15 protein-coding genes are annotated in these 20,686 nt (G+C 69.3%); 4 read left to right on the forward strand and 11 right to left on the reverse strand.

Annotation, left to right across the window (positions count from 1 at the left end; all coding sequences use genetic code 11):
- Positions 1 to 4 precede the first annotated feature (4 nt).
- Positions 5 to 1,702 carry an aspartate-alanine antiporter gene (gene aspT, locus CBM2588_RS08905; protein ID WP_115680230.1) on the forward strand — a complete coding sequence of 566 codons (1,698 nt, stop codon included), beginning with the start codon at positions 5 to 7 and terminating at the stop codon, positions 1,700 to 1,702.
- 129 nt (positions 1,703 to 1,831) lie between these two features.
- Positions 1,832 to 2,710, forward strand: a complete 879-nt coding sequence (locus tag CBM2588_RS08910) for a class II glutamine amidotransferase (protein ID WP_115680231.1) — start codon at positions 1,832 to 1,834, stop codon at positions 2,708 to 2,710.
- A 31-nt stretch (positions 2,711 to 2,741) separates the two neighbouring features.
- Here the strand turns inward: CBM2588_RS08910 and CBM2588_RS08915 are convergent, their stop codons facing one another.
- The 11 genes from CBM2588_RS08915 to CBM2588_RS08965 form a co-directional block, all read right to left on the reverse strand.
- On the reverse strand, positions 2,742 to 5,165 hold the full coding sequence (locus tag CBM2588_RS08915) for an SAM-dependent methyltransferase (protein ID WP_115681444.1): 2,424 nt from the start codon (positions 5,163 to 5,165) through the stop codon (positions 2,742 to 2,744).
- Positions 5,166 to 5,204: 39 nt separating this feature from the next.
- Positions 5,205 to 6,008 carry a protein-L-isoaspartate(D-aspartate) O-methyltransferase gene (locus CBM2588_RS08920; RefSeq protein ID WP_115680232.1) on the reverse strand — a complete coding sequence of 268 codons (804 nt, stop codon included), beginning with the start codon at positions 6,006 to 6,008 and terminating at the stop codon, positions 5,205 to 5,207.
- A gap of 64 nt (positions 6,009 to 6,072) precedes the next feature.
- Entirely contained in the window at positions 6,073 to 8,853 is a 2,781-nt protein-coding gene (locus tag CBM2588_RS08925; RefSeq protein ID WP_115681445.1) for an Hsp70 family protein, read from the reverse strand.
- Positions 8,854 to 8,881: 28 nt separating this feature from the next.
- A complete protein-coding gene (locus CBM2588_RS08930) occupies positions 8,882 to 10,729 on the reverse strand; it encodes an Hsp70 family protein (protein ID WP_115680233.1) in 1,848 nt (615 codons plus the stop codon).
- Entirely contained in the window at positions 10,726 to 11,304 is a 579-nt protein-coding gene (locus CBM2588_RS08935) for a DUF2760 domain-containing protein (protein WP_115680234.1), read from the reverse strand. The genes CBM2588_RS08930 and CBM2588_RS08935 overlap by 4 nt, the downstream gene beginning before the upstream one ends.
- Before the next feature lie 37 nt (positions 11,305 to 11,341).
- A complete protein-coding gene (gene rpoD, locus CBM2588_RS08940; RefSeq protein WP_115680235.1) occupies positions 11,342 to 13,306 on the reverse strand; it encodes an RNA polymerase sigma factor RpoD in 1,965 nt (654 codons plus the stop codon).
- Between the two features lie 328 nt (positions 13,307 to 13,634).
- Positions 13,635 to 14,093: an Lrp/AsnC family transcriptional regulator gene (locus CBM2588_RS08945; RefSeq protein WP_115680236.1), complete on the reverse strand. Its 459-nt coding sequence runs from the start codon at positions 14,091 to 14,093 to the stop codon at positions 13,635 to 13,637.
- A gap of 56 nt (positions 14,094 to 14,149) precedes the next feature.
- Positions 14,150 to 14,713 (reverse strand): cysteine dioxygenase family protein, encoded by a 564-nt coding sequence (locus CBM2588_RS08950; protein WP_115680237.1) that lies wholly within the window; start codon positions 14,711 to 14,713, stop codon positions 14,150 to 14,152.
- 201 nt (positions 14,714 to 14,914) lie between these two features.
- The gene (gene tolA / locus CBM2588_RS08955) at positions 14,915 to 15,679 is read right to left on the reverse strand and encodes a cell envelope integrity protein TolA (RefSeq protein WP_115680238.1); all 765 of its coding nucleotides are present in this window, start codon (positions 15,677 to 15,679) and stop codon (positions 14,915 to 14,917) included.
- Between the two features lie 126 nt (positions 15,680 to 15,805).
- Positions 15,806 to 16,174 carry a VOC family protein gene (locus CBM2588_RS08960; RefSeq protein WP_115680239.1) on the reverse strand — a complete coding sequence of 123 codons (369 nt, stop codon included), beginning with the start codon at positions 16,172 to 16,174 and terminating at the stop codon, positions 15,806 to 15,808.
- Between the two features lie 74 nt (positions 16,175 to 16,248).
- The gene (locus CBM2588_RS08965) at positions 16,249 to 16,944 is read right to left on the reverse strand and encodes a TetR/AcrR family transcriptional regulator (RefSeq protein ID WP_115680240.1); all 696 of its coding nucleotides are present in this window, start codon (positions 16,942 to 16,944) and stop codon (positions 16,249 to 16,251) included.
- 342 nt (positions 16,945 to 17,286) lie between these two features.
- Between CBM2588_RS08965 and CBM2588_RS08970 the strand changes: the two genes are divergently transcribed.
- Positions 17,287 to 19,011, forward strand: a complete 1,725-nt coding sequence (locus CBM2588_RS08970) for an AMP-binding protein (RefSeq protein WP_115680241.1) — start codon at positions 17,287 to 17,289, stop codon at positions 19,009 to 19,011.
- Positions 19,012 to 19,068: 57 nt separating this feature from the next.
- Positions 19,069 to 20,676 (forward strand): carboxyl transferase domain-containing protein, encoded by a 1,608-nt coding sequence (locus CBM2588_RS08975; protein WP_115680242.1) that lies wholly within the window; start codon positions 19,069 to 19,071, stop codon positions 20,674 to 20,676.
- The last annotated feature ends 10 nt before the right edge of the window (positions 20,677 to 20,686 follow it).

Consider the following 20,686-nt stretch of genomic DNA (forward strand, 5'->3'; position numbering starts at 1 on the left):
CCCCATGACCTGTACCGTTGATTTCCTTGCCGCCAACCCGTTGCTGGTGCTGTTCATCACCGTCGGACTTGGATACTTCGTCGGCAAGGCGCGGGTCGGACCGATCCAGCTGGGGGGCGTGTGCGGCACGCTGATCGTCGCGCTGTTCATGGGGCAGACCGGCTGCCAGATGCATGGCGAACTGAAGGACATGGCCTTCGCGCTGTTCATCTTTGCCATGGGCTATTCCGGCGGGCCGCAGTTCTTTGCCAACCTGAACCGCTCGAGCCTGCGCTATATGGTGCTGCCGGTGGTGGAGGCGGTGGTGGTGCTGGCGATCGCGCTCGCCGCGGCGGCCTGGCTGGGCTTCGATCCGGGCACCGCCGCCGGGCTGGCCGCCGGCGCCGCGACCGAGTCGGCGGTGGTGGGCACCGCCGCCGAAGCGCTCAAGCACCTCGGCCTGGATGCCGCCACGGTGGGCCGCTACGAGGCCAATATCGCCACCGCGTATACGCTGACCTACCTGGTCGGGCTGATCAGCATCGTGTTCTTCACCAGCCAGATCGCGCCGGCGCTGCTGGGCATCGACCTGCGCCAGGCCGCGCGCGAGGTCGCGGAGCGCATGGAGGCCGCGTCCGACGACGACGTGGCCACCCAGCCGGCGCTGCCGCGGCTGATCGGGCGCGCCTACTCGGTGCACCAGGCCGCCGGCATGACTGTTAACCAGCTGCAGCACCAGGTCGGCGGCCGGGCCTCGGTGGTCAAGGTTCTGCGCGGCGGGGCCGGCATCGAGCTGGGCGATGACGACGCCGTGCAGGCCGGCGATATCCTCGCCATGGTCGGCATCCGCAGCAACCTGCTGAAGGCCGCCGCGCTGATCGGCCCGGAAGTGCTGCTGCCCGAGGCGCACACCGATGCCATCCAGCTGGTGGAGAAGCGGGTGGTGGTGAACAAGCGCCGCGTCAACGGCAAGACCCTCGGCGAGCTGGCGCGCCTGGCCGGCCCGCGGCGGTTGCGCGAGGTCTGGGTGCTGGAAGTGCGGCGCTCGGGCCTGTCGCTGCCGATCACGCGCTCGACGCCACTGCAGCTGGGCGACGTGATCACGATCGTCGGCCTGGAGCCTTCCCTGTCCGAGGCCATCGCCGGCATCGGGGTGGAGGCCAAGGCCTCCGACGTCACCGACCTGGTGTTCCTGTGCGTCGGCATCCTGGCCGGCCTGCTGGTGGGCACGCTGAGCCTGAGCCTGGGCGGCATGCACATCTCGCTGGGCAGCGGCGGCGGGGCGCTGCTGAGCGGGCTGGTGTTCGGCTGGGCCCAGTCGCGCAAGCCGTCGCTCGGCACCTTTCCGGCGTCAGCGGTGCAGATCCTGAAGGACCTGGGGCTGGCGGTGTTCGTCGCCTGCGTCGGGCTGTCGGCCGGGCCGGATGCGATCGCGCTGATCCGCGAGCACGGCGCGGTGCTGCCGCTGATCGGGCTGGCGGTGTCGCTGGTTCCCGCGTGCCTGTCGCTGTGGATCGGGCACAAGCTGCTCAGGATCGAAGGCCCGCTGCTGGTCGGCGCGATTGCCGGGCAGCATGTCAGCACCCCGGCGATCAGCGCGATCCTGGCCGCCAGCCAGAGTTCGGTGCCGCTGCTGGGCTACACCATCACCTATGCCATTGCCAACGTGATGCTGCCGGTATTGGGGCCGATCATCATTTCGCTGGCCTACCGCTTCACCTGAGTCCGGCTGGCCGGGCGCCGGCGGGTGCCTGACAGACCATTTCTTTGCCGTTCGCGCCGCGCCGTCCTACAACTGATGGGTGGGGCGGAGGGCACCGCGCCGCACCCGCAAAGGACAAGGAGGAGCAATATGTGCCGCTGGCTGGCGTACTCGGGCAGATCCGTTGCATTGGAAACGGTGCTGTTCCAGCCGGAACACTCGCTGATCGACCAGAGCCTGAATTCCCGGCTCGGCCATACCACCACCAACGGCGACGGCTTTGGCGTCGGCTGGTACGGGCGCCATGCCGAGGTGCCGTTCCGCTACCGCTGCCTGCATCCGGCGTGGAGCGACACCAACCTGCGCGAGACCGCCAGGGCGGTGCGCGCGCCGATGTTCGTGGCGCACGTGCGCGCCGCCACCGGCACGCCGACGCAGGAAACCAACTGCCATCCGTTCCGCTTTGGCCGCTGGCTGTTCGTCCACAACGGCCTGATCCGCGACTATCCGCTGGTGCGGCGCGACCTGATGATGGCGGTGGCGCCGCACCTGTTCCGCTGGATCGAGGGCTCGACCGATTCCGAGGTGATGTTCTTCCTGGCGCTGACCTTCGGCCTGGAGCGCGATCCGGTCGGCGCGCTGGAGCAGATGGCCGGCCTGATCGAGGATGTCGGCCTTCGCCACGACGTGCAATTCCCGCTCAACATGACGGTCTGCGTGACCGACGGCCGGCAGATCGTCGCGGTGCGCTATTCGAGCGAGACCAACTCGCGCTCGCTGTTCCACAGCACCTCGTTCCGGCAGTTGCGCGAGCTCTATCCGGACGACCCGCGCATCGCTGCCGCGGGCGACGATGCCTTCCTGGTCCTGTCGGAGCCGCTGATCGACGTGCAGGGCGTGTGGGAGGAGATTCCCGAGGGCACCATCCTGGTTGCGCGCGGCGGCGAGATCGACCGCCACCGCTTCGTGCCGCGCCTGCCGAGCCAGCCGGCATTGCACGTGGTTCAGGGCAACGCGGCCGCGGGCTGAGGGTCGCGGGCCCGGCAGCACCACGCAAGCCTCAGGGGCACGCCAGCGCGGCGGCGGCATACAGCAGCAGCGCCACCAGCACCACCACGGTAAAGCCCGCGTGGATCGCCAGCAGCGTGGCCAGCACCGCCGCCACCACCGAGGCGCAGGCGTTGATGCCCCAGGCCCACGGCACCAGCTTGTCGTCGCGCGCGGCGAGGCCGGACAGCCCGAGCGGGAACGGCATCCCCATCAGGAAGGCCAGCGGCGCGATCAGTGCCACCGCAACGGCGACCCGGGCGGGATCCGGCCAGGCAATCAGCAGCGGGAACACCTCAGGCAGCGCCACCAGGTAGAGCATCGCCACGGCACACACGCCGCCGATTGCCAGCGCCACCTGGCGCCGGCCGCGCCCGGGCCCGGCGCGCGCCGGCAGGCGCGGGGCAAAGCGGCTGCCCAGCCCGGCAAAGCACAGGAACGCGCACAGCACCACCGCCACGGCATAGAGCGGATGGCTCAGGAACAGGATGAATTTCTGGATAAAGGCGATCTCGACGAACATGAAGCCAAGGCCGACCGCGACAAAGTAGAAGCCAGTGCGCGCTACTGGCACCAGCGGCACCGATGACGCTGGCGCGCGCCGCCGCAGCACGCGCAGCGGCACGCCGATCAGCAACAACGCCGCGGCCGTGGCCTGCAGCAGCGTCGCCACCAGCACCGGATAGCCCCAGTCCAGCAAGGGCAGCCCGCCCTGCGCCTTCAGCGAGATCAGCTCCGGCAGCGTGCGCCATTTGAAGAAGTGGAAGAAGTAGGGCCGGTCGTCGGTGGCGGGCCGCACGTCGAACTTGTAGCGCGCCAGGAAGCGCTCGCGGTCGGGGCCGAGCAGCGCCTGCGCGGCGGCGTAGAAGTCTGGCTGGTCGAGCACGTTGTAGCGGTTGGCCGCGCCGGGCCGGATGCCGGGATGGTATTCGACGTCGAACGAGCGCGTGCGGCCGAAGTCGAGCAATGCGCCGATTTCCGCGGGCTGGAAGTCGCCGTGCTTGACCACCAGCGTGGCCGTCTTCCAGCCGCGCAGCAGCACCAGCCGGCGCGACGGATCGGGCACGCCCGCGCGCGCCATCGCCGCCACGGCGGTGGCGAACAGTTTCGGGATATCGCGCGGCGGCAGCGAGACCCAGCGCGTGATCGCCAGCAGGCCGCCGGGCCGCAGGTGGCGCAGGTAGGCCTCGAACGCTTCCACGGTATAGAGGTAGCTTTCGGAGAGCGCATACAGGCCCGCCGACGAGGTGCTGAAGGAATCCAGCAGCGCCACCTGGATCAGGTCGTAGCGCTGCCGGCTGGCGGCCAGGAAGCCGCGCGCCTCGCCGACATGCACCTGCACGCCCGCCGCGCTGTACGGCTTGCCCGAGAACGCGCCGAATCGCTCCTGCACCAGCCCGATCACCTGCGGGTTCAGCTCGACCGCATCGACCGCGCTGGCGCCGTGGTAGAGCGCCTGCAGCACGTCGGCGCCGGCACCGCTGCCCAGCACCAGCACGCGTGGCGGCGCCTGCAGCAGGTGATACGGCAGCGCAGAGGTCAGGTCGCCCAGGTAGGCCAGCGGCTCGCGCCGGCCGTCGTAGCGGTTGAGCGCGCTCAGGCCGTCGCCGTCGGTCAACACGGCAAGCTGCGGCGGCGGTTCCGCGGTGGCATTCAGGCTGAGCCCGGGCGCATGGCGCAGCGGAATCGCCGGACTCTCGACTACCGTGATCAGCCCCAGCGGACTGGAGTGCTGCGCCACCACGCGCGCGTCGCCGATGCGCAGCAGCTGGCTCAATTCCTTGTAATCCGACGGCCGCAACGCCATCCAGCTGCCCGGGATGGCCGCGGGTAAGGCTGCCGCCGCCAGCAGCAGCGCCGGCAGCCACGGGCGATGCCAGCGGCATTCCATGCAGGCCAGCGCCGCGGCCGCCATGCCCGTCATGCTGACCAGGCGCAGGGCGTCGATGGGGGCCAGCATGAACAGCGCGGCGATGATGCCCAGGCTACCCAGCCCGGCGCCGAGGATGTCGAAGCTGTAGAGCCGGGGTACCTGCAGCGGGAAGCGGGCAAAGGCCAGGCACACGCTGGTCGCCGCGCACAGGAAGGGCACGAACAGCAGCAGGTAGATCGCCACCAGGCGCAGCGGCTGCGTCGGTTCCCACAGGATTTCCAGCGGGTTGAAGCCGACGCGCTGCGCCAGCTCGAAGCAGGCCAGGGCGCTGATGCCGAACAGCAGCGCGCCGCCGGCAAACACCGGCACGAAATGCCGCACCAGCCCCGGCTGCGCCAGTGCCACCAGCGCCCCCGCGGCGCCGTAGCCGAGCAGCGCCACGCTGATCATCATGTAGGCGAAGTGATGCCACAGGATGATCGAAAGCAGCCGCATCAGCAGGATTTCATAACCCAGCGCGGCGGCCGAGAGCAGGGCCAGGGCAAACAGCGGCGGGCGTGGCATCGCGTTCATCGCGTGGGGTGTCCCGCCGGGTGCCGCGCCTCAGTGCTTGCCGACCAGCGGCACGAAGCGCACCGGCAGGATCTGCCGGGTGCTGACGCTGCCGTCCGCGGACTTTTCGACCAGCAGCAGGTACTGCGTCAGGAACTGCGCGCCCACCGGGATCACCATGCGCCCGCCCGGCTTGAGCTGCCGGATCAGCGGCGGCGGCACGTGGCTGGCCGCGGCGGTGACGACGATGGCGTCATAGGGGGCATGCTCGTCCCAGCCGTAGTAGCCGTCGCCCACCTTGCACGCCACCTGCCGGTAGGCCAGCCGCTGCAGGCGCTCGCAGGCCTGGCGCCCGAGCGGCTCGATGATCTCGATGGTATAGACCGCGCGCGCCAGCTTGCTCAGCACCGCGGCCTGGTAGCCGGAGCCGGTGCCGATCTCGAGCACGCTGTCGCCCGGCTGGACCCGCAGCAGATCGGTCATCAGCGCCACGATATACGGCTGCGAAATGGTCTGGCCATGGCCGATCGGCAGCGGCCGGTTTTCGTAGGCGTGCGGTTTCTGCGGGTCCGGCACGAACTCATGGCGGGGCACCTGACCCATCACGGCCATCACGCCGGGGGCGATGCCGTGGCTGCGGTTGGGCACGCCGGCGCCGGCGTCGATCGCCGCAATCTCGCTGACCATCTCCGCGCGCTGCTTCTGCCGTGCGTCGTCGGCCGCGCGGCACAATCCGGCCGATGCCATGGCGGCAACGGCGAGCAAGGCGAGCAAGGCGAGCAAGACGATAGAGGGATGACGGGCGAACGGCTGCACGATGGGACCCCCGGGGAACCTACCGTCATCGTAGGTCATCGCTTGCCCCGGCGCCGGCAAGTGGCAAACGAGGCGCTTGCGGGCGCTCGGCGCCCCGGGCGGGCTAGCCCGCGATCAGCTTGAGTCCGGCCGGCAACGCCTCGCCGAAGACCCGTCCCTCGTCCGCGGCGTCGAGTTCGACTACCTCGCGCACCATCGCGATCCAGCCCGGCGGCGCGTTGGCGGCCTCCAGCCGGCGCACCACGTTCGCGCGCAACTCGTCGGGCAGGTCGCGGGTGCGGTCGCCGGTCATGCGTGCGATCTGCACCGCGGCGAACGCGGCCGGCTCGACCTTTTTCCAGTCGAGCGCCAGGATGGCGTCCAGCCACTGGCCGGCGGTGTCGGCCGGCACCACGCTGTGGGCGCTGCCGTAGAACGGCATGCGGGCGCCGATGCGGCCCACCGCCCACCAGCCCTGGTTGTTCTCGGAGGGTTTGCGCAGCCGGGTCAGCAGCCAGCCGGCCAGCTCGGTCTTGGCGTCGACCGGCAGGCGCTCGAGCGAGCCGGCCAGCCGGACCATGTCGGCATAGCCGCCACGGGTGGGCCCGGCCGGCTTCTTGAAGTGCGCGCTGCCCGGCGGCTGCAGGTAGAAGGCCATGTCTTCCAGCAGGCGCAGCTGCGCGCTTTCGTCAAGCCCGCCGGCGGCGCGCCGCCACAGCGTCCACCATTCCGACCAGTTCTGGCTTTCGTTGACGTACTGGATGCCGTGGTCGTACTGCGACCACAGCTGCGCGACGCGCCATTCGTCGAGCGGGTAGCCAAAGCCGGGGCGCACGCAATAGCCCGCCAGGTTCAGCCACAGGCGCTCATGGTCCGCGGTGCGGCGGCGGCGCCTGGCGCGTTCCCACAAGGCGCCGAACAGCTCGCGCAGCAGCGTGCTGTCCCACTGCTCGCGCGCACCCAGGATCTGCTCCAGCTGCGCACGCAGGCGCTTGACCTCCTTCGGCCCGACCTCCTGCGAGCGCGCGCCGAAGGTGCGGTCGATCAACTCCAATGCCTGCGGCAGAGACGGATGGGCCGTTGGCGCCGGCGGCGCCGGCGCGGCGTCGTTGCCGCGCAACTGGAACTCCAGGCGCCAGCGCTGCGCGGCATCGCCGGTGTTGATGCAGTGGACTTCGAGCGTGCCGACTTCGGTCAGCGACGTGGTGATCTGCACCGGCGTTTCGCGCGGGCCGCCGGCGCCGCGCGTCGGCACCACGGTGGCGATCGGCGGCAGGCGCACGAAGTCGCCGCCGGACAGGTCGGTCAGCGCGCCGGCCCGGTAGGGCGTCTCGGCCACCGATGACACCAGGTGGAACTGCACCGGGTGGCCCAGCCGCAAGGCGAAGGTGCGGTCGCTGAGGTGGATTTCGTGGCCTTCCTCGGTGCCGCGCGGCAGCAGGCAGATCCCTTGCTGGCCGGTGGCGCCGTCGTCGAGCACCAGGAAATAGCTGCGCGCCGAGCCGCCGCCGATGCGCGGTGCCTGGCCGGCGCGTGCGCGCGCATACGCGACCGCGCCGCGCGCCACGGCAATGTCGGGATCGGCGTTGTGCAGCACCTGCAGCGGCGCGCCGCGCCAGCCGCCGAGCGTGTCGGCGATGCGGTCGGCCAGCGCCTGCGCGCGGAACACGCCGCCGTTGAGCAGCAGGGTGTCGGGCACCGGCAGGGCATCGACCGGCGCATCCTCCATGCCGAGCGCGGCACGGGCCTGCGCCGCGTGCTGGCCGAGGAAGGCGGCGACGTGGCGGGTCACGGCGGGATCGGCGGCATAGGGCAGTCCGAACTCGACGATGGCGCCGCGCGCGCGCCGGGGACGTTCGCTGGCCGGCACGTTGGGGAAAAAGCCGTCGACCACCAGCTGCTCGACTTCCTGCCGCGTCAACTGCACCGAGCGCGCGCCGCCGACCAGCCGGGAACCCGCGCCCAGCAGCGTCACGTTGACGGCATCGGGCGCGTCCGCGCCCAGCAGTTGTTCCTTGGCGGCGCGGCAGCGCGCCACCAGCTGCGACAGGCTCGCGGCCGACAGGCGCGGCTGCGCCGGCTCTGCCTTGCCCAGGCGCGCTTCGACCTGATGCGCCAGCCCCAGGTCCATGTTGTCGCCGCCGAGCATCAGATGGTTGCCCACGCCGATACGGGTCAGCTGCGGCTGCCCGTCCTGCATCGCCACGCGGATCAGCGTGAGGTCGGTGGTGCCGCCGCCGACGTCGCAGATCAGCACCAGCCGGGTTTGCGCGAGGTCCTGCTCCAGCGTGTGGCGATGGTGGAACAGCCAGTCGTAGAGCGCGGCCTGCGGCTCTTCCAGCAGCCGCAGCGCGGGCAGGCCCGCCAGGCGCGCGGCTTCCAGCGTCAGCGCGCGCGCGCCCTCGTCGAACGAGGCCGGCACGGTCAGCACCACGTCCTGCTGTTCGAGCGGCGCCTCGGGGAAGCGGTGATTCCAGGCCGCGCAGACGTAGCCGAGATAGCTGGCGCTGGCGACCACCGGCGAAATCTTGTCGAGATCCTCCTCGCCGCCCCAGGGCAGGATCGGCGCGGTGCGGTCGACCGAGGCATGCGACAGCCAGCTCTTGGCGCTGGCCACCAGCCGGCCCGGCACCTGCGCGCCCAGCGTCGCCGCCAGGCGGCCGAACACGGTGCGGCGCGCGGCCGCGCTGGCGGCCGATTGCCAGGGCAGCTGCAGGTCATCGCCATTGAGCTCGCCCGGGGCCGCGTGGTAGCGCACCGACGGCAGCAGGGGGCGGGCCGCGACCTCGCCCGGCGCGACCAGCTGGTCGATGTCGAACACGCGGATATCGTCGGAGCCGGCCCTGGCGTAGGCCACCACCGTGTTGCTGGTGCCAAGGTCGATGCCGACGATGTATTGCTTCATCGACTGCTTCATCGCCGCTGCCGCGGCTTCAGGCATCGGCGTTGCCGCGCACGTCGAATTGCACCTTCCAGCGTTCGCCGCTGCCACGCGGCACCGCCTCGAGCTCCAGCGTGCCGGCCTCGGTCACGCGCGCATGCAGCCTGACCGGCACCACTTCGCCGGCGGTGCGGCCTTCGGCGGGCAGCGTCGCCTGGATTTCTTCCAGTTCCTGCAGTTCCTCCGGCCCCCAGAAGTCGAGCAGGGTGCCGACCTGGTCCTGGCGCCGCACGGATGAGCCGAAGAAGCGGAAATGCACCGGTTCGCCCACCACCAGGCCGAATTCCTGCGGCGGCAGCTCGGCCTCGGTGCCTTCTTCCATGCCGAACGGGGCCACGCACAGCGCCTGGACCGGCGGCTCGAAGCCCGGCACGGCGGGCATCGACGATTCCACCGCGACGTAGTAGGCGCGTGCGGTGCCGCCGCGGATGCGCACGCCCTTGCCGCGCCGCACATAGCCGTAATAGGCGGCGCCGCGCGCCACCGCCAGGTCCAGTTCGGCACCATCGAGCAGTCGCGCCGGGGCCGCGCCCTCGGCAGCGAGCCAGCCGTTGAGCGTCTGCAGGATGCGTTCGACCAGCAGGCCCGACTTGAACACGCCGCCGTTGAACAGCACGGCGGTGGGGCGCAGGAAGCTGGCGCCTTCCGGCTGCGCGGCCTGAAGGCCTTCGATCTCGGCCAGCGCGCCTGCTTGCCGGCCCAGGAACGCCGCCAGGTGGCGCGTGATGGCCGCGTCCTGCGCGTAGGGCAGGCCCAGCTGCGTCAGGCCGGCACGGGCCCGGGTGACCGGGCGCGCCGAGGCGGCGACTTGCGGGAAGAACCCTTCGAGGATGGTCTGGGTCAGTTCGGCGCGGGTCAGCTCGGTGCGGATCGAGCCGCCGATCAGCTTCGCGCCGCGGCTGGGCACGACCAGCGGCACGCTGTCGGTGGCCGGGTCGGTCAGCAGCGTTTCCTTGGCGGCGCGGCAGGCGTAGGTCAGCGCGCGCAGTTGCCACGGGTCGGCCTGCGTGCCCTGCGCCGCCAGCTTGCGCGCGACCACGTGCGCCAGCGCCAGGTCCATGTTGTCGCCGCCCAGCAGGATATGGTCGCCGACCGCGATGCGGTGCAGTTCCAGGTTGCCGTCACGCTCGATCACCGCAATCAGCGACAGGTCGGTGGTACCGCCGCCGACATCCACCACCAGGATGATGTCGCCCACCTTGACCTGCTTGCGCCATTGGCCGGCGCTTTTCTGGATCCAGCTGTAGAGCGCGGCCTGCGGCTCCTCGAGCAGGGTCATGCGGGCATAGCCGGCCGCCGCGGCGGCCTCGGCGGTGAGTTCGCGCGCGGCAGGATCGAACGACGCGGGGATCGTCACGGTGATGTCCTGCTCGCCGAACGGCGCGTCGGGATGGGCCTGGTCCCACGCTTCGCGCAGGTGCGTCAGGTAGCGCACCGAAGCCTCCAGCGGCGATACGCGCGGCACTTCGGGCGGCGCGTCGGCGGGCAGGATCGCCGCGCGGCGGTCGACCCCGGGATGGCACAGCCAGCTCTTGGCGCTGGACACCAGCCGGATCGGCGTGCCCGCGCCACGGCTGCGCGCCATCTCGCCGACCGCGAAGTCGCGCGTGGTGCTCCAGGGCAGGTTCAGGTCGCCCGGCGCCAGTTCGCTTTCATGCGGCAGGTACAGGAACGAGGGCAGCAGGTCGAGGTCCTCGACCGCGCCGGGCGCGGTCAGCTGCGTGACCGGCAGCACGCGCTGGCTGGTCTTCTCGCCATCGCTGGCGGCCAGGTCGACGTAGGAGACCGCGCTGTGGGTGGTGCCCAGGTCGATGCCGATTGCATAGCGGGCCTCGCTCATAGCTCCACCTCGGCGGGGGCGATCACGCTGGCGTCGTGGCGCTCGGCCAGGCGCGGCAGGCGCACGTCTTCGACCTTCCAGCCGCGATGGCTGATGGCGCCGTGGAAGGGTGCGGTGCCCACCACGTTGCCGGTCAGGCGGATCGCGCTGGCGTCGAAGCCGTCGGCCAGCGTCACGCGGGTGCCCTCGGCTTCCTCGCGCACCGGGCGGATGGTGAAATGCTCGCGCAGCACCGCCCGGCAGCCATCGTGCACCAGGCGCGCGGCGGCGCCAATCTCGGCGTCGGCATAGCGCGCGATGTCTTCCTCGACGAAGTCGACGAAGCGGGCATCGCGCTGCAGCAGTCCGAGCAATTGCAGCGCGGCCACCGGACTGGCTTCCTTCAGCGCCGGCGCAGGCTCGGCAACCGGCGCCGGGGCGGGTGCCGCCACCGGGGCCGCGGCCGCCTGCGCGGCGGGCTCGCCTGCGCGCAGGCGCTTGATGCCGGCGGCCAGCTCGCGGTTGCCAAGGATCGCGAAGAAGGTGCCCATGGCAAGCGAGAGCCTGCCAAAGAAAGAGAGGTTCGGGTCAGGCATGGATAACACTCCTCTGTGCGCGGATGCGGAGGACCGCTCAGGCGTCGCGCAGATAGGTGATCAACTGGTCCGCGCGGCTGGGATGCCGCAGCTTCTTCATCGCCTTGCTTTCGATCTGGCGGATGCGCTCGCGCGTAACGTCGAACTGCTTGCCGACTTCTTCCAGCGTGTAGTCGGTCGACATGTCGATGCCGAAGCGCATGCGCAGCACCTTGGCTTCGCGCGGCGAGAGTTCGTCGAGCATCTCGCGCACCACCGCGCGCAGGCCGGCCTGCAGCGCGGCATCGGCGGGCGTGGCGGTGTCCGAGTCGGCGATCATGTCGCCCAGGCTGGTGTCGCCGTCCTCGCCTACCGGCGTCTCCATCGACACCGGTTCCTTGGCGATCTTCATGATCGAGCGCACCTTGTCCTCGGTCATGTCGAGGCGCTCGGCCAGCACCGCCGGATCGGGTTCCTTGCCGGTCTGCTGCATGATTTCGCGCGACAGGCGGTTGAGCTTATTGATCTGCTCGATCATGTGCACCGGCACGCGGATGGTGCGGGCCTGGTCGGCGATGGCGCGCGTGACCGCCTGGCGCACCCACCAGGTGGCGTAGGTGGAGAATTTCCAACCGCGGCGGTATTCGAACTTGTCGACCGCCTTCATCAGGCCGATGTTGCCTTCCTGGATCAGGTCCAGGAACTGCATGCCGCGGTTGGTGTATTTCTTCGCGATCGAGATCACCAGGCGCAGGTTGGCCTGCGTCATCTCGTGCTTGGCCTGGCGCATCTGGCGCTCGGCCGCCAGCATCTTGCGGTTGACCGACTTCAGCTCGGCCAGCGACAGCGCCGCGCGGGACTGGATGTCGATCAGCTTCTGCTGGTGCGCTTCCAGGTCCGGCAGCGCACGCGCGACCGCGGCGCTGTAGGGGCGACCTTCGGCGGCCAGGCCCTGGCCCCAGGCCAGGTTGGTCTCGTTGCCGGGGAAGCGCGCGATGACATCCTCGCGCTCCATGCCGCAGCGCTCGACCAGCAGCTGCACCACCTGGCGCTCGATCGCGCGCACCTCGTCGACCATGCCCTGGACGTTGGCGCACAGGCGCTCGATGGTGCGGGCGGTAAAGCGGATCGTGCGCAGCTCTTCGCGCACCGCGTCGCGCGCGGCGGCAAAGGCCGGGGCGGCGGCGCGGCCGGCTTCGCTTTCGGCGCGCATGCGCTCGAACTGCTCGGCGACGCGCGCGAAGCGCTTCATGCATTCGTCGCGCAGCCGCGCCAGGTCGGCCTCGGCGCTCTGCTGGCCGCTGCTGCCTTCATCGGCGCTGTCGTCGTCGTCTTCGTCGGACTCGTCGGTGCTGTCGAGGCTGCTGTCGTCGGCGTCATCCGCGGCGGCGGCCGGCTCGGCGATGGTCTCGTCGCTGAGCCCGTCCACCACGTCGTCGATGCCGATCTCGTTGGCGGCGACCTTGGCCGACAGCTCGAGGATGGCGGCGACGGTGAACGGGCACGCCGAGATCGCGTGGACCATGTTGTTCAGGCCTTCCTCGATGCGCTTGGCGATCTCGACTTCCTGCTTGCGCGTCAGCAGCGTGGCCGAGCTCATTTCGCGCATGTACATGCGTACCGGGTCGGTGGTGCGGCCGAACTCGGAATCGACGGTGGCCAGCGCCACCTCGGCTTCCTCTTCGGCCTGCTCGTCGGAGGCCACCACCGGGCCGTCGCTCAGCAGCAGGGTCTCGGCATCCGGGGTCTGCTCGTAGATCTTCACGCCCATCTCGGCGAAGGTGCCGACGATGCTTTCCATCGCGGCCGTATCCGTGAAGTTCTCGGGCAGGTGGTCGCTGATGTCCGCGTGCGTCAGGTAGCCGCGCTGCCTGCCCAGCTGGATCAGCGCGCGCAGCTGCTGGCTGCGCGCGGCGGCTTCGGCCGTCGGATCAGTGTGTGCCGCGGCCGGGCTGGCCTGGCCGTTGTCCTTGACTGCTGCTGCTCGTGTTTTGGCTGCCGTTCGTTGTGCGCCACTTGTCATTGACTGCTGTTTCCTTCGTGCATCGCGTGTCGACGGCAGTGCGCACGAGGGCGCGCGTAATTCCAACCTGCTGTCAAGGCTCGCGTGGGGTTCGGCGGGGGCGGGGCGGATAACCGTTGGCCGCGGCCGTTTGAATAGGGGCCGCATATTCTACAGCCATTGCTGCGTCGCAGCAGGTTCCGGGCCCGGAATGCGTGGCGGCTAGTCTGCCGGAATGCGTGGTATTTGCAACAGGATGGGCCGAAAAGCGCGGCAGAAGCCGCTGCCATGGCGGAAATTGCGAGAAATTCCGCACCGGCCGCCGCGCTACGGCCGGCCAAGTGCCGCCTCATGCATAGTCCAGCGGCAGCGCGGTGGTGTACTTGATCTGCTCCATCGCGAAGCTGGAACTGACATCGGCCAGCTCGGCGCCCTGGATCAGGTTCTTGTAGACGCGGTCGTAGGCGGCGATATCCGGCACCACCACGCGCAGCAGGTAGTCGGTGTCGCCCGCCATGCGATAGAACTCGGTCACTTCCGGGATCGACGACACCACTCCGTGGAACTGCTTGAGCCATTTCACGTTGTGCTGGCTGGTGCGGACGGAGACGAACACCGTGACGCCGGCATTGAGCTTGGCGGCGTCGAGCAGCGCCACGCGCTTGCGGATCAGGCCGGCTTCCTCCAGCTTCTGGATGCGGCGCCAGCATGGGGTCGAGCTCAGTCCGACCCGCTCGCCGATTTCCGCCACCGGCAGGGTGGCGTCTTCCTGCAGCAGGGCGAGGATCTGTTTGTCGTAGCGGTCCATGGTGCGTGGCGGTCAGGTGGAAAGGGCGCGCCCGCACCAGGCGCGGAGCGGGTCAGCTAGGCGTCGGCGGGGACCAGCAGGTTCACGCCGGTCGCAATATGGTCGCGGCTGACCCCGTATAGATGCAGGGAAACCGCGATCTCGTCGCTGGTGTTGCCGAGCGCGTGGATATGCTGCAGGCCGCCCGGCACGCTGAAGGTATCGCCCGCGCTGCGCGTGACGGTATTGGCATGGTGCGCGTGCCGGCTGGCGGGATCCCACCGGTAATGCTGCTCGGTCAGCGTGCCGCGCAGCACGCGGTAGGCGCACCAGGTGCGGTGGCCATGCACCGGGCTGGCCTGGCCCGGGCGCCAGACCAGCACCATGGCCGAGAAGCGTTCCAGCGGATCGCCGTAGACCAGGTGCCGGGTATAGGTGTCGGCTGAGCCCAGCAAGGCCCCCGGCGGCAACGCCGCCAGCAGCGTTTCGGTATCGGGCAGGTGCTGCGCGATGTGGCTGGCAACCAGGCGCGCGCTGTTGCTGAAGATGTCGGCGAGGTCGAGCGCCAGCCGGTCGAGCGGGGCGCCGGCCGGGCGGGCGGCGGCAAGCGGGGAGGCAGTAGCGGGGAAGGCGGTCGTCATGGCGGGCTTCGTCGGCTTGTTCTTGTCTGTTCATGATATGGACCGGCGGTAGCACAGGCATGCGATTTGTCCTTCCAGGCAGGCTGGAATTGTAATGCCATTCCTGTAGAGAGCGAATTATTGGAATTTTGTTCTATCGGGTCGCGGTTGGCGCGATAACGCCCGCTGCCGGTTGCGGGGGCGCCTGTGGGCGGCGACGGCCTAGCCGCCTTCATCCTTGGGCCAGAACGTGATCAGGATATTGGACGGCGCCACGCCGTTGCTGTCGCGCGGCAGCGGATCGGAGCGCTGCACCGCGCGCAGCACCGCGTTGTCCCAGCCGGCATTGCCGCTGGACCTGGCAAGCCGCGTCGACAGCAGCGAGCCATCGGGCGCCATGTGCACGGCGACCACCGCCGCCGGATTGCCGGCGACATCCTCGTCGAAGATGATGTTGGGCTTGACCCGCTGGCGCACGCGCTCGGCATAGCCCGAGGACGGCCTGGCCGACGAGCCGGAACCGCCCCCGGTGTTGGCCGTGGCGCCGGCGCCGCCCGCCTGCGCGCGCAGGCGCGCCAGTTCGGCCTTGCGCTCGGCATTGCTGGCCTGGCGCTGCGCCTCCGCGGCCTTGCGTTGCGCATCCTTGCGTGCCGCTTCGGCGCGGGCCTGGTTTTCACGCTGCCGCGCCTGCTCGGCCTCGCGCTCGGCCTGCCTGGCCTTGCGCTGCTTTTCCTGCAGCGAGATATCGGCGTCCTCTTCCTCGACGGGCTGCGGCACCGGCGCCGGCTTGACGGCAGGCTCTGGCGCGATGGCTTCGGGGGCGGGCTCCCACAGTTCCGCCGCGACGCCGGTGGGCACGGCGTTGCGCCAGCGCACGCCGTAGTACAGCAGGGCCCCCAGCAGCAGGTGCATGAGCAGGGCCAGCAGGAAGCAGGTCAGCGTGCGCCGCTCGCGCACGGGCTGGTAGGGATAGGCGGCGGTCTGCATGGTCCTTGGATGCGGCGGAAACCAGGCCATTTCATTCTATGAGGCGCAACCGCATCAACCAAGGCAGGGCGGCACAGGCTGCGCCTGCCGTGGTCGCGCCAAAGGCACGGCAAGGCCGCGCGGGCTTCAGCCCCTGGTGAAGATTTCGAGGAAGTGCTTGCTGGGATCCTCGAAATAGATGCGCCGGCCGCCGTCATCGGTATTGACCTCGCCGGGGCGGCGCCGGTAAGGGTCGGCCCAGTACGTGAGCCGGTGCGCGCGGATCCGGGCAAAACCGTGGTCGAACTCGGCGTCGCTGACCAGGAAGGCATAGTGCTGCATGGCGATCTCGCCTTCCGCGTCCATGAAGTCGAGGGTCACGCCGTTGTCCAGCGCCACGCCGAGGAAGGGCCCGAACGGCTCGGCCGGGGGGCGGCCCAGGACCTCGCACAGGAAGTCCGCGGCGGCCTGCTTGTCGTGAGAGAAGACGATGGTGTGGTTAAGCTGGACGGCCATGTCGCAATCTCCGTGCTGGGTCGATGCCTCCTCCAGCGTACAAGGAAATCGCCGGTTTGGCCGGGGGGGCGGGGTCAGGCGCCGTCCAGCTTGCGCAACGCCGCACCGACTTCGCCATGGAACGCGCGCAGCGCTTCCAGCTCGATATTCGCCGGCTGCAGCGCGGGCCACAGCAGGGCCACCATGCCCGCGGCGGTCTTGTCGATATCGACCTCGCGCTCGCGCGCGATGGCATCCCACAAGATATGCTCCATCGGCCCCAGGATGGCAGAGCGCAACAGGCTCAGCGGCAGGTCGGCGCGAATCTCGCCATGTTCGCGGCCGCGCGCCAGCAGTTCCATCAGCGGCGCCGTATAGCGGCGCTGCAGCGGCACGAACTCCTGCCCGAGGTCCGGCCCCTTGGCCCGTCCTTCGGACAGCACCAGCGCGCACAGCCCGGTGCCCTGGATCAGAAACAGGCGCAGGTGCGTCTTCACGTAGAACGCCAGCTGGTCCCTGGTGCTCTGGTCGCGCGGCATGCCGCGCTCGACCGCGTCGATGATTTCGTCGTACCAGTCCTCGATGACCCGCACGCACAGCTTGCGCTTGCTCTGGAAGTACGTGAACACCGTCGCCTCCGACACGCCCAGGCGCTGGGCTATCTCGGTGGTGGTGGTCTTGTCGTAGCCCAGTTCGGCGAACACCTCGCGGCTGACGCGCAGGATGTCGCGGATGCGTTGTTCCGCCCTGGCGCCGGACGGGATCCGGCGGGTGGCGGCGTTGTCTTCCATGGTGGCGGTTCCCGGCAGGCGAAAGCGCGAATGATAGGCCGCATCCCGATTGTGGGCGCGGAACTGCGGCAGCGCGGACCAGGCGGTTGCCGCGCAATGCCGTCACATCGTACTCCATTTCACGAGAAGTTGAGTAAGCCTCAAATTAATGTTGAATTTTCGGGCCGGCCCGTATACCTTTTCGTCATTCCGCTGTGACGAGACCGGAAGTCGAATGACCATCCGGCAGCACGGCCAGCAGCTTCACGGGGTTAACCCGGACTGGGCGAATCACCCCGGCGATATTCGTGATCTTGAGTTGCGCTCAACTCAAGTCGAAACCGACGCGCTTTGGAGACAACGATGAAGATGCAGGGAGAGCCGCTTCCCACCATTCTGCCGATCGGCGGGCTGTCGCACGTCCGAGGCGACACCAGCATTGCGCTGTCCGAGCAGACCGTGCCGGCGCTGCTGGCGCAGACCGTGGCAGCGTTCCCGGAACGCGAGGCCGTGGTCTTTCGCGAGCAGGGCGTGCGCTGGAACTGGCGCGAGTTTGCCGAAACCATCGATGCGCTGGCGGCCGGGCTGCACGCGCTCGGCCTGGCCCGGGGCGATCGCGTCGGCATCTGGGCGCCGAACCGGGTGGAGTGGCTGGTGACGCAGTTCGCCACCGCCCGGCTGGGCCTGGTGCTGGTCAACATCAATCCGGCATACCGGCTGGCGGAGCTGGAATACGCGCTGAACAAGGTTGGCGTCAAGGCCATCGTTGCCGCCGAGGCCTTCAAGACCTCGCGCTACCTCGAGATGCTGCAGGCACTGGCGCCGGAGCTGGCCACCAGCGCGCCGGGCGCGCTGCAGGCCGCGCGGCTGCCGTCGCTGCGCTGGGTGATCCGCATGGGCGAGGGCGAGACTCCGGGCATGATCCGCTATGCCGAGGTGCTGGCGCGCGGCGCCGGCGTGGCGCGGGCGGAGCTCGACCGCATCACGGCGCAGCTCGACCGCCATGACCCGATCAACGTGCAGTTCACCAGCGGCACCACCGGTGCGCCCAAGGGCGCCACGCTCACGCATCGCAATATCGTCAACAACGCGCGCTTTATCGCCATGGCGATGCGCTTCTCGGAGCAGGACAAGCTGTGCATCCCGGTGCCGTTCTACCACTGCTTCGGCATGGTGCTGTCGGTGCTGGCATGCGTCTCGACCGGCGCGGCGATGGTGTTCCCGGGCGAAGCCTTCGATCCCGAGGCCACCATGCGCGCGGTCAGCGAAGAGCGCTGCACCGCGCTGCATGGCGTGCCGACCATGTTTATCGCGCAGCTGGACCATCCGCGTTTCGCCGACTACGACTTCTCCTCGCTGCGCACCGGCATCATGGCCGGCTCGCCATGCCCGATCGAGACCATGAAGCGCGTGGTGGCGCAGATGAACATGTCCGAGGTGACCATCGCCTACGGCATGACCGAGACCAGCCCGGTGTCGTTCCAGAGCAGCACCACCGATCCGCTCGACAAGCGCACCACCACGGTGGGCCGGGTCCAGCCGCACCTGGAAGTCAAGATCGTCGATGCCACCGGCGCGACCGTGCCGGTGGGCGAGAAGGGCGAGCTGTGCACGCGCGGCTATTCGGTGATGCTGGGCTACTGGGACGACGAGGCCCGCACCGCCGAAGCCATCCGCGACGGCTGGATGCACACCGGCGACCTGGCCACCATCGACGAAGAGGGCTACTGCAATATCGTCGGCCGCGTGAAGGACATGCTGATCCGCGGCGGCGAGAACATCTATCCGCGCGAGATCGAGGAATTCCTGTTCCGCCATCCCAAGGTCCAGGCCGTGCAGGTGTTCGGCGTGCCCGATCCCAAATATGGCGAGGAGGTGTGCGCGTGGATCGTGCTGAAGCCGGGCGAGAGCGCCACCGAAGACGAGATCCGCGCGTTCTGCCGCGACCAGATCGCGCACTACAAGATTCCGCGCTACATCCGCTTTGTCGACGAGATGCCGCTGACCGTGACCGGCAAGGTGCAGAAGTTCGTGATGCGCGACCAGATGGTGCGTGAACTGAACCTCGATGAATCCAGGACGGCCTGAGCGCCGGATCCGAGAGATTAACCCTACACAACCGATAACCGACTGCCCGAGGCCCCTATGGCGGTAATTGAAACCAAGCTGAACGCCCGCTCCGAGTCGTTCAGGACCAACGCGCAGGCAATGCAGGCACTGGTTGCCGACCTGCAGGAAAAGATCGCGAAGCTGGCCGAAGGCGGCGGCGCGGCCGCGCGCGACAAGCACCTGGCGCGCGGCAAGCTGCTGCCGCGCGAACGCGTGCAGCAGCTGCTCGATCCCGGCACGCCGTTCCTGGAGCTGTCGCAGCTGGCCGCGTACGACATGTACGACGATGCCGCGCCCGGCGCCGGCATCATCACCGGCATCGGCCGCGTGGCCGGGCAGGAATGCGTGATCGTCTGCAACGACGCCACCGTCAAGGGCGGCACGTATTACCCGATGACGGTCAAGAAGCATGTGCGGGCGCAGGAGATCGCCGAGGAGAACCACCTGCCGTGCATCTACCTGGTCGATTCGGGCGGCGCCAACCTGCCCAACCAGGACGAGGTCTTCCCCGACCGCGACCACTTCGGCCGCATCTTCTACAACCAGGCCAACCTGTCCAAGCGCGGCATCCTGCAGATCGCGGTGGTGATGGGCTCGTGCACCGCGGGCGGCGCCTATGTGCCGGCGATGAGCGACGAGTCGATCATCGTCAAGAACCAGGGCACCATCTTCCTGGGCGGCCCGCCGCTGGTGAAGGCCGCCACCGGCGAGGAAGTCAGCGCCGAGGACCTGGGCGGCGCCGACGTGCATACGCGGCTGTCCGGCGTGGCCGACTATTTCGCGCAGAACGACCATCACGCGCTGAGCCTGGCGCGCAATATCGTGCAGCACCTGAACCGGCGCAAGCCGGACCAGATCCGCCTGCACGAGCCGGTCGAGCCGCTGTACCCGGTGGAAGAGCTGTATGGCGTGATCCCGACCGATACGCGCAAGCCGTATGACGTGCGCGAGGTGATCGCGCGCCTGGTCGACGGCTCCGAGTTCGACGAGTTCAAGGCCCGCTACGGCACCACGCTGGTGTGCGGCTTCGCCCGCATCTGGGGCTATCCGGTGGGGATCGTTGCCAACAACGGCATCCTGTTCTCGGAGTCGGCGCTCAAGGGCGCGCACTTTATCGAGCTGTGCTGCCAGCGCAAGATCCCGCTGGTGTTCCTGCAGAACATCACCGGCTTCATGGTCGGGCGCAAGTACGAGAACGAGGGCATCGCGCGCAACGGCGCCAAGATGGTGACCGCGGTGGCTACGGCGCAGGTGCCCAAGTTCACGGTGATCATCGGCGGCTCGTTCGGTGCCGGCAACTACGGCATGTGCGGGCGCGCGTATTCGCCGCGCTTTTTGTGGATGTGGCCGAACGCGCGCATCTCGGTGATGGGCGGCGAGCAGGCCGCGAGCGTGCTGGCGACGGTGCGCCGCGATGGCATCGAAGCGAAGGGCGGCCAGTGGAGCGCGCAGGAGGAAGACGCCTTCAAGCAGCCGATCCGCGACCAGTACGAGCACCAGGGGCACCCGTACTACGCCAGCGCGCGACTGTGGGACGACGGCGTGATCGATCCCGCGCAGACGCGCACGGTGCTGGGGCTGGGCCTGTCGGCCAGCCTCAATGCGCCGATCGACGAGATGAAGTTCGGCGTGTTCCGCATGTAATCGTGGCATG

This window comes from Cupriavidus taiwanensis (assembly GCF_900250075.1).
Lineage (GTDB): Bacteria > Pseudomonadota > Gammaproteobacteria > Burkholderiales > Burkholderiaceae > Cupriavidus > Cupriavidus taiwanensis_C.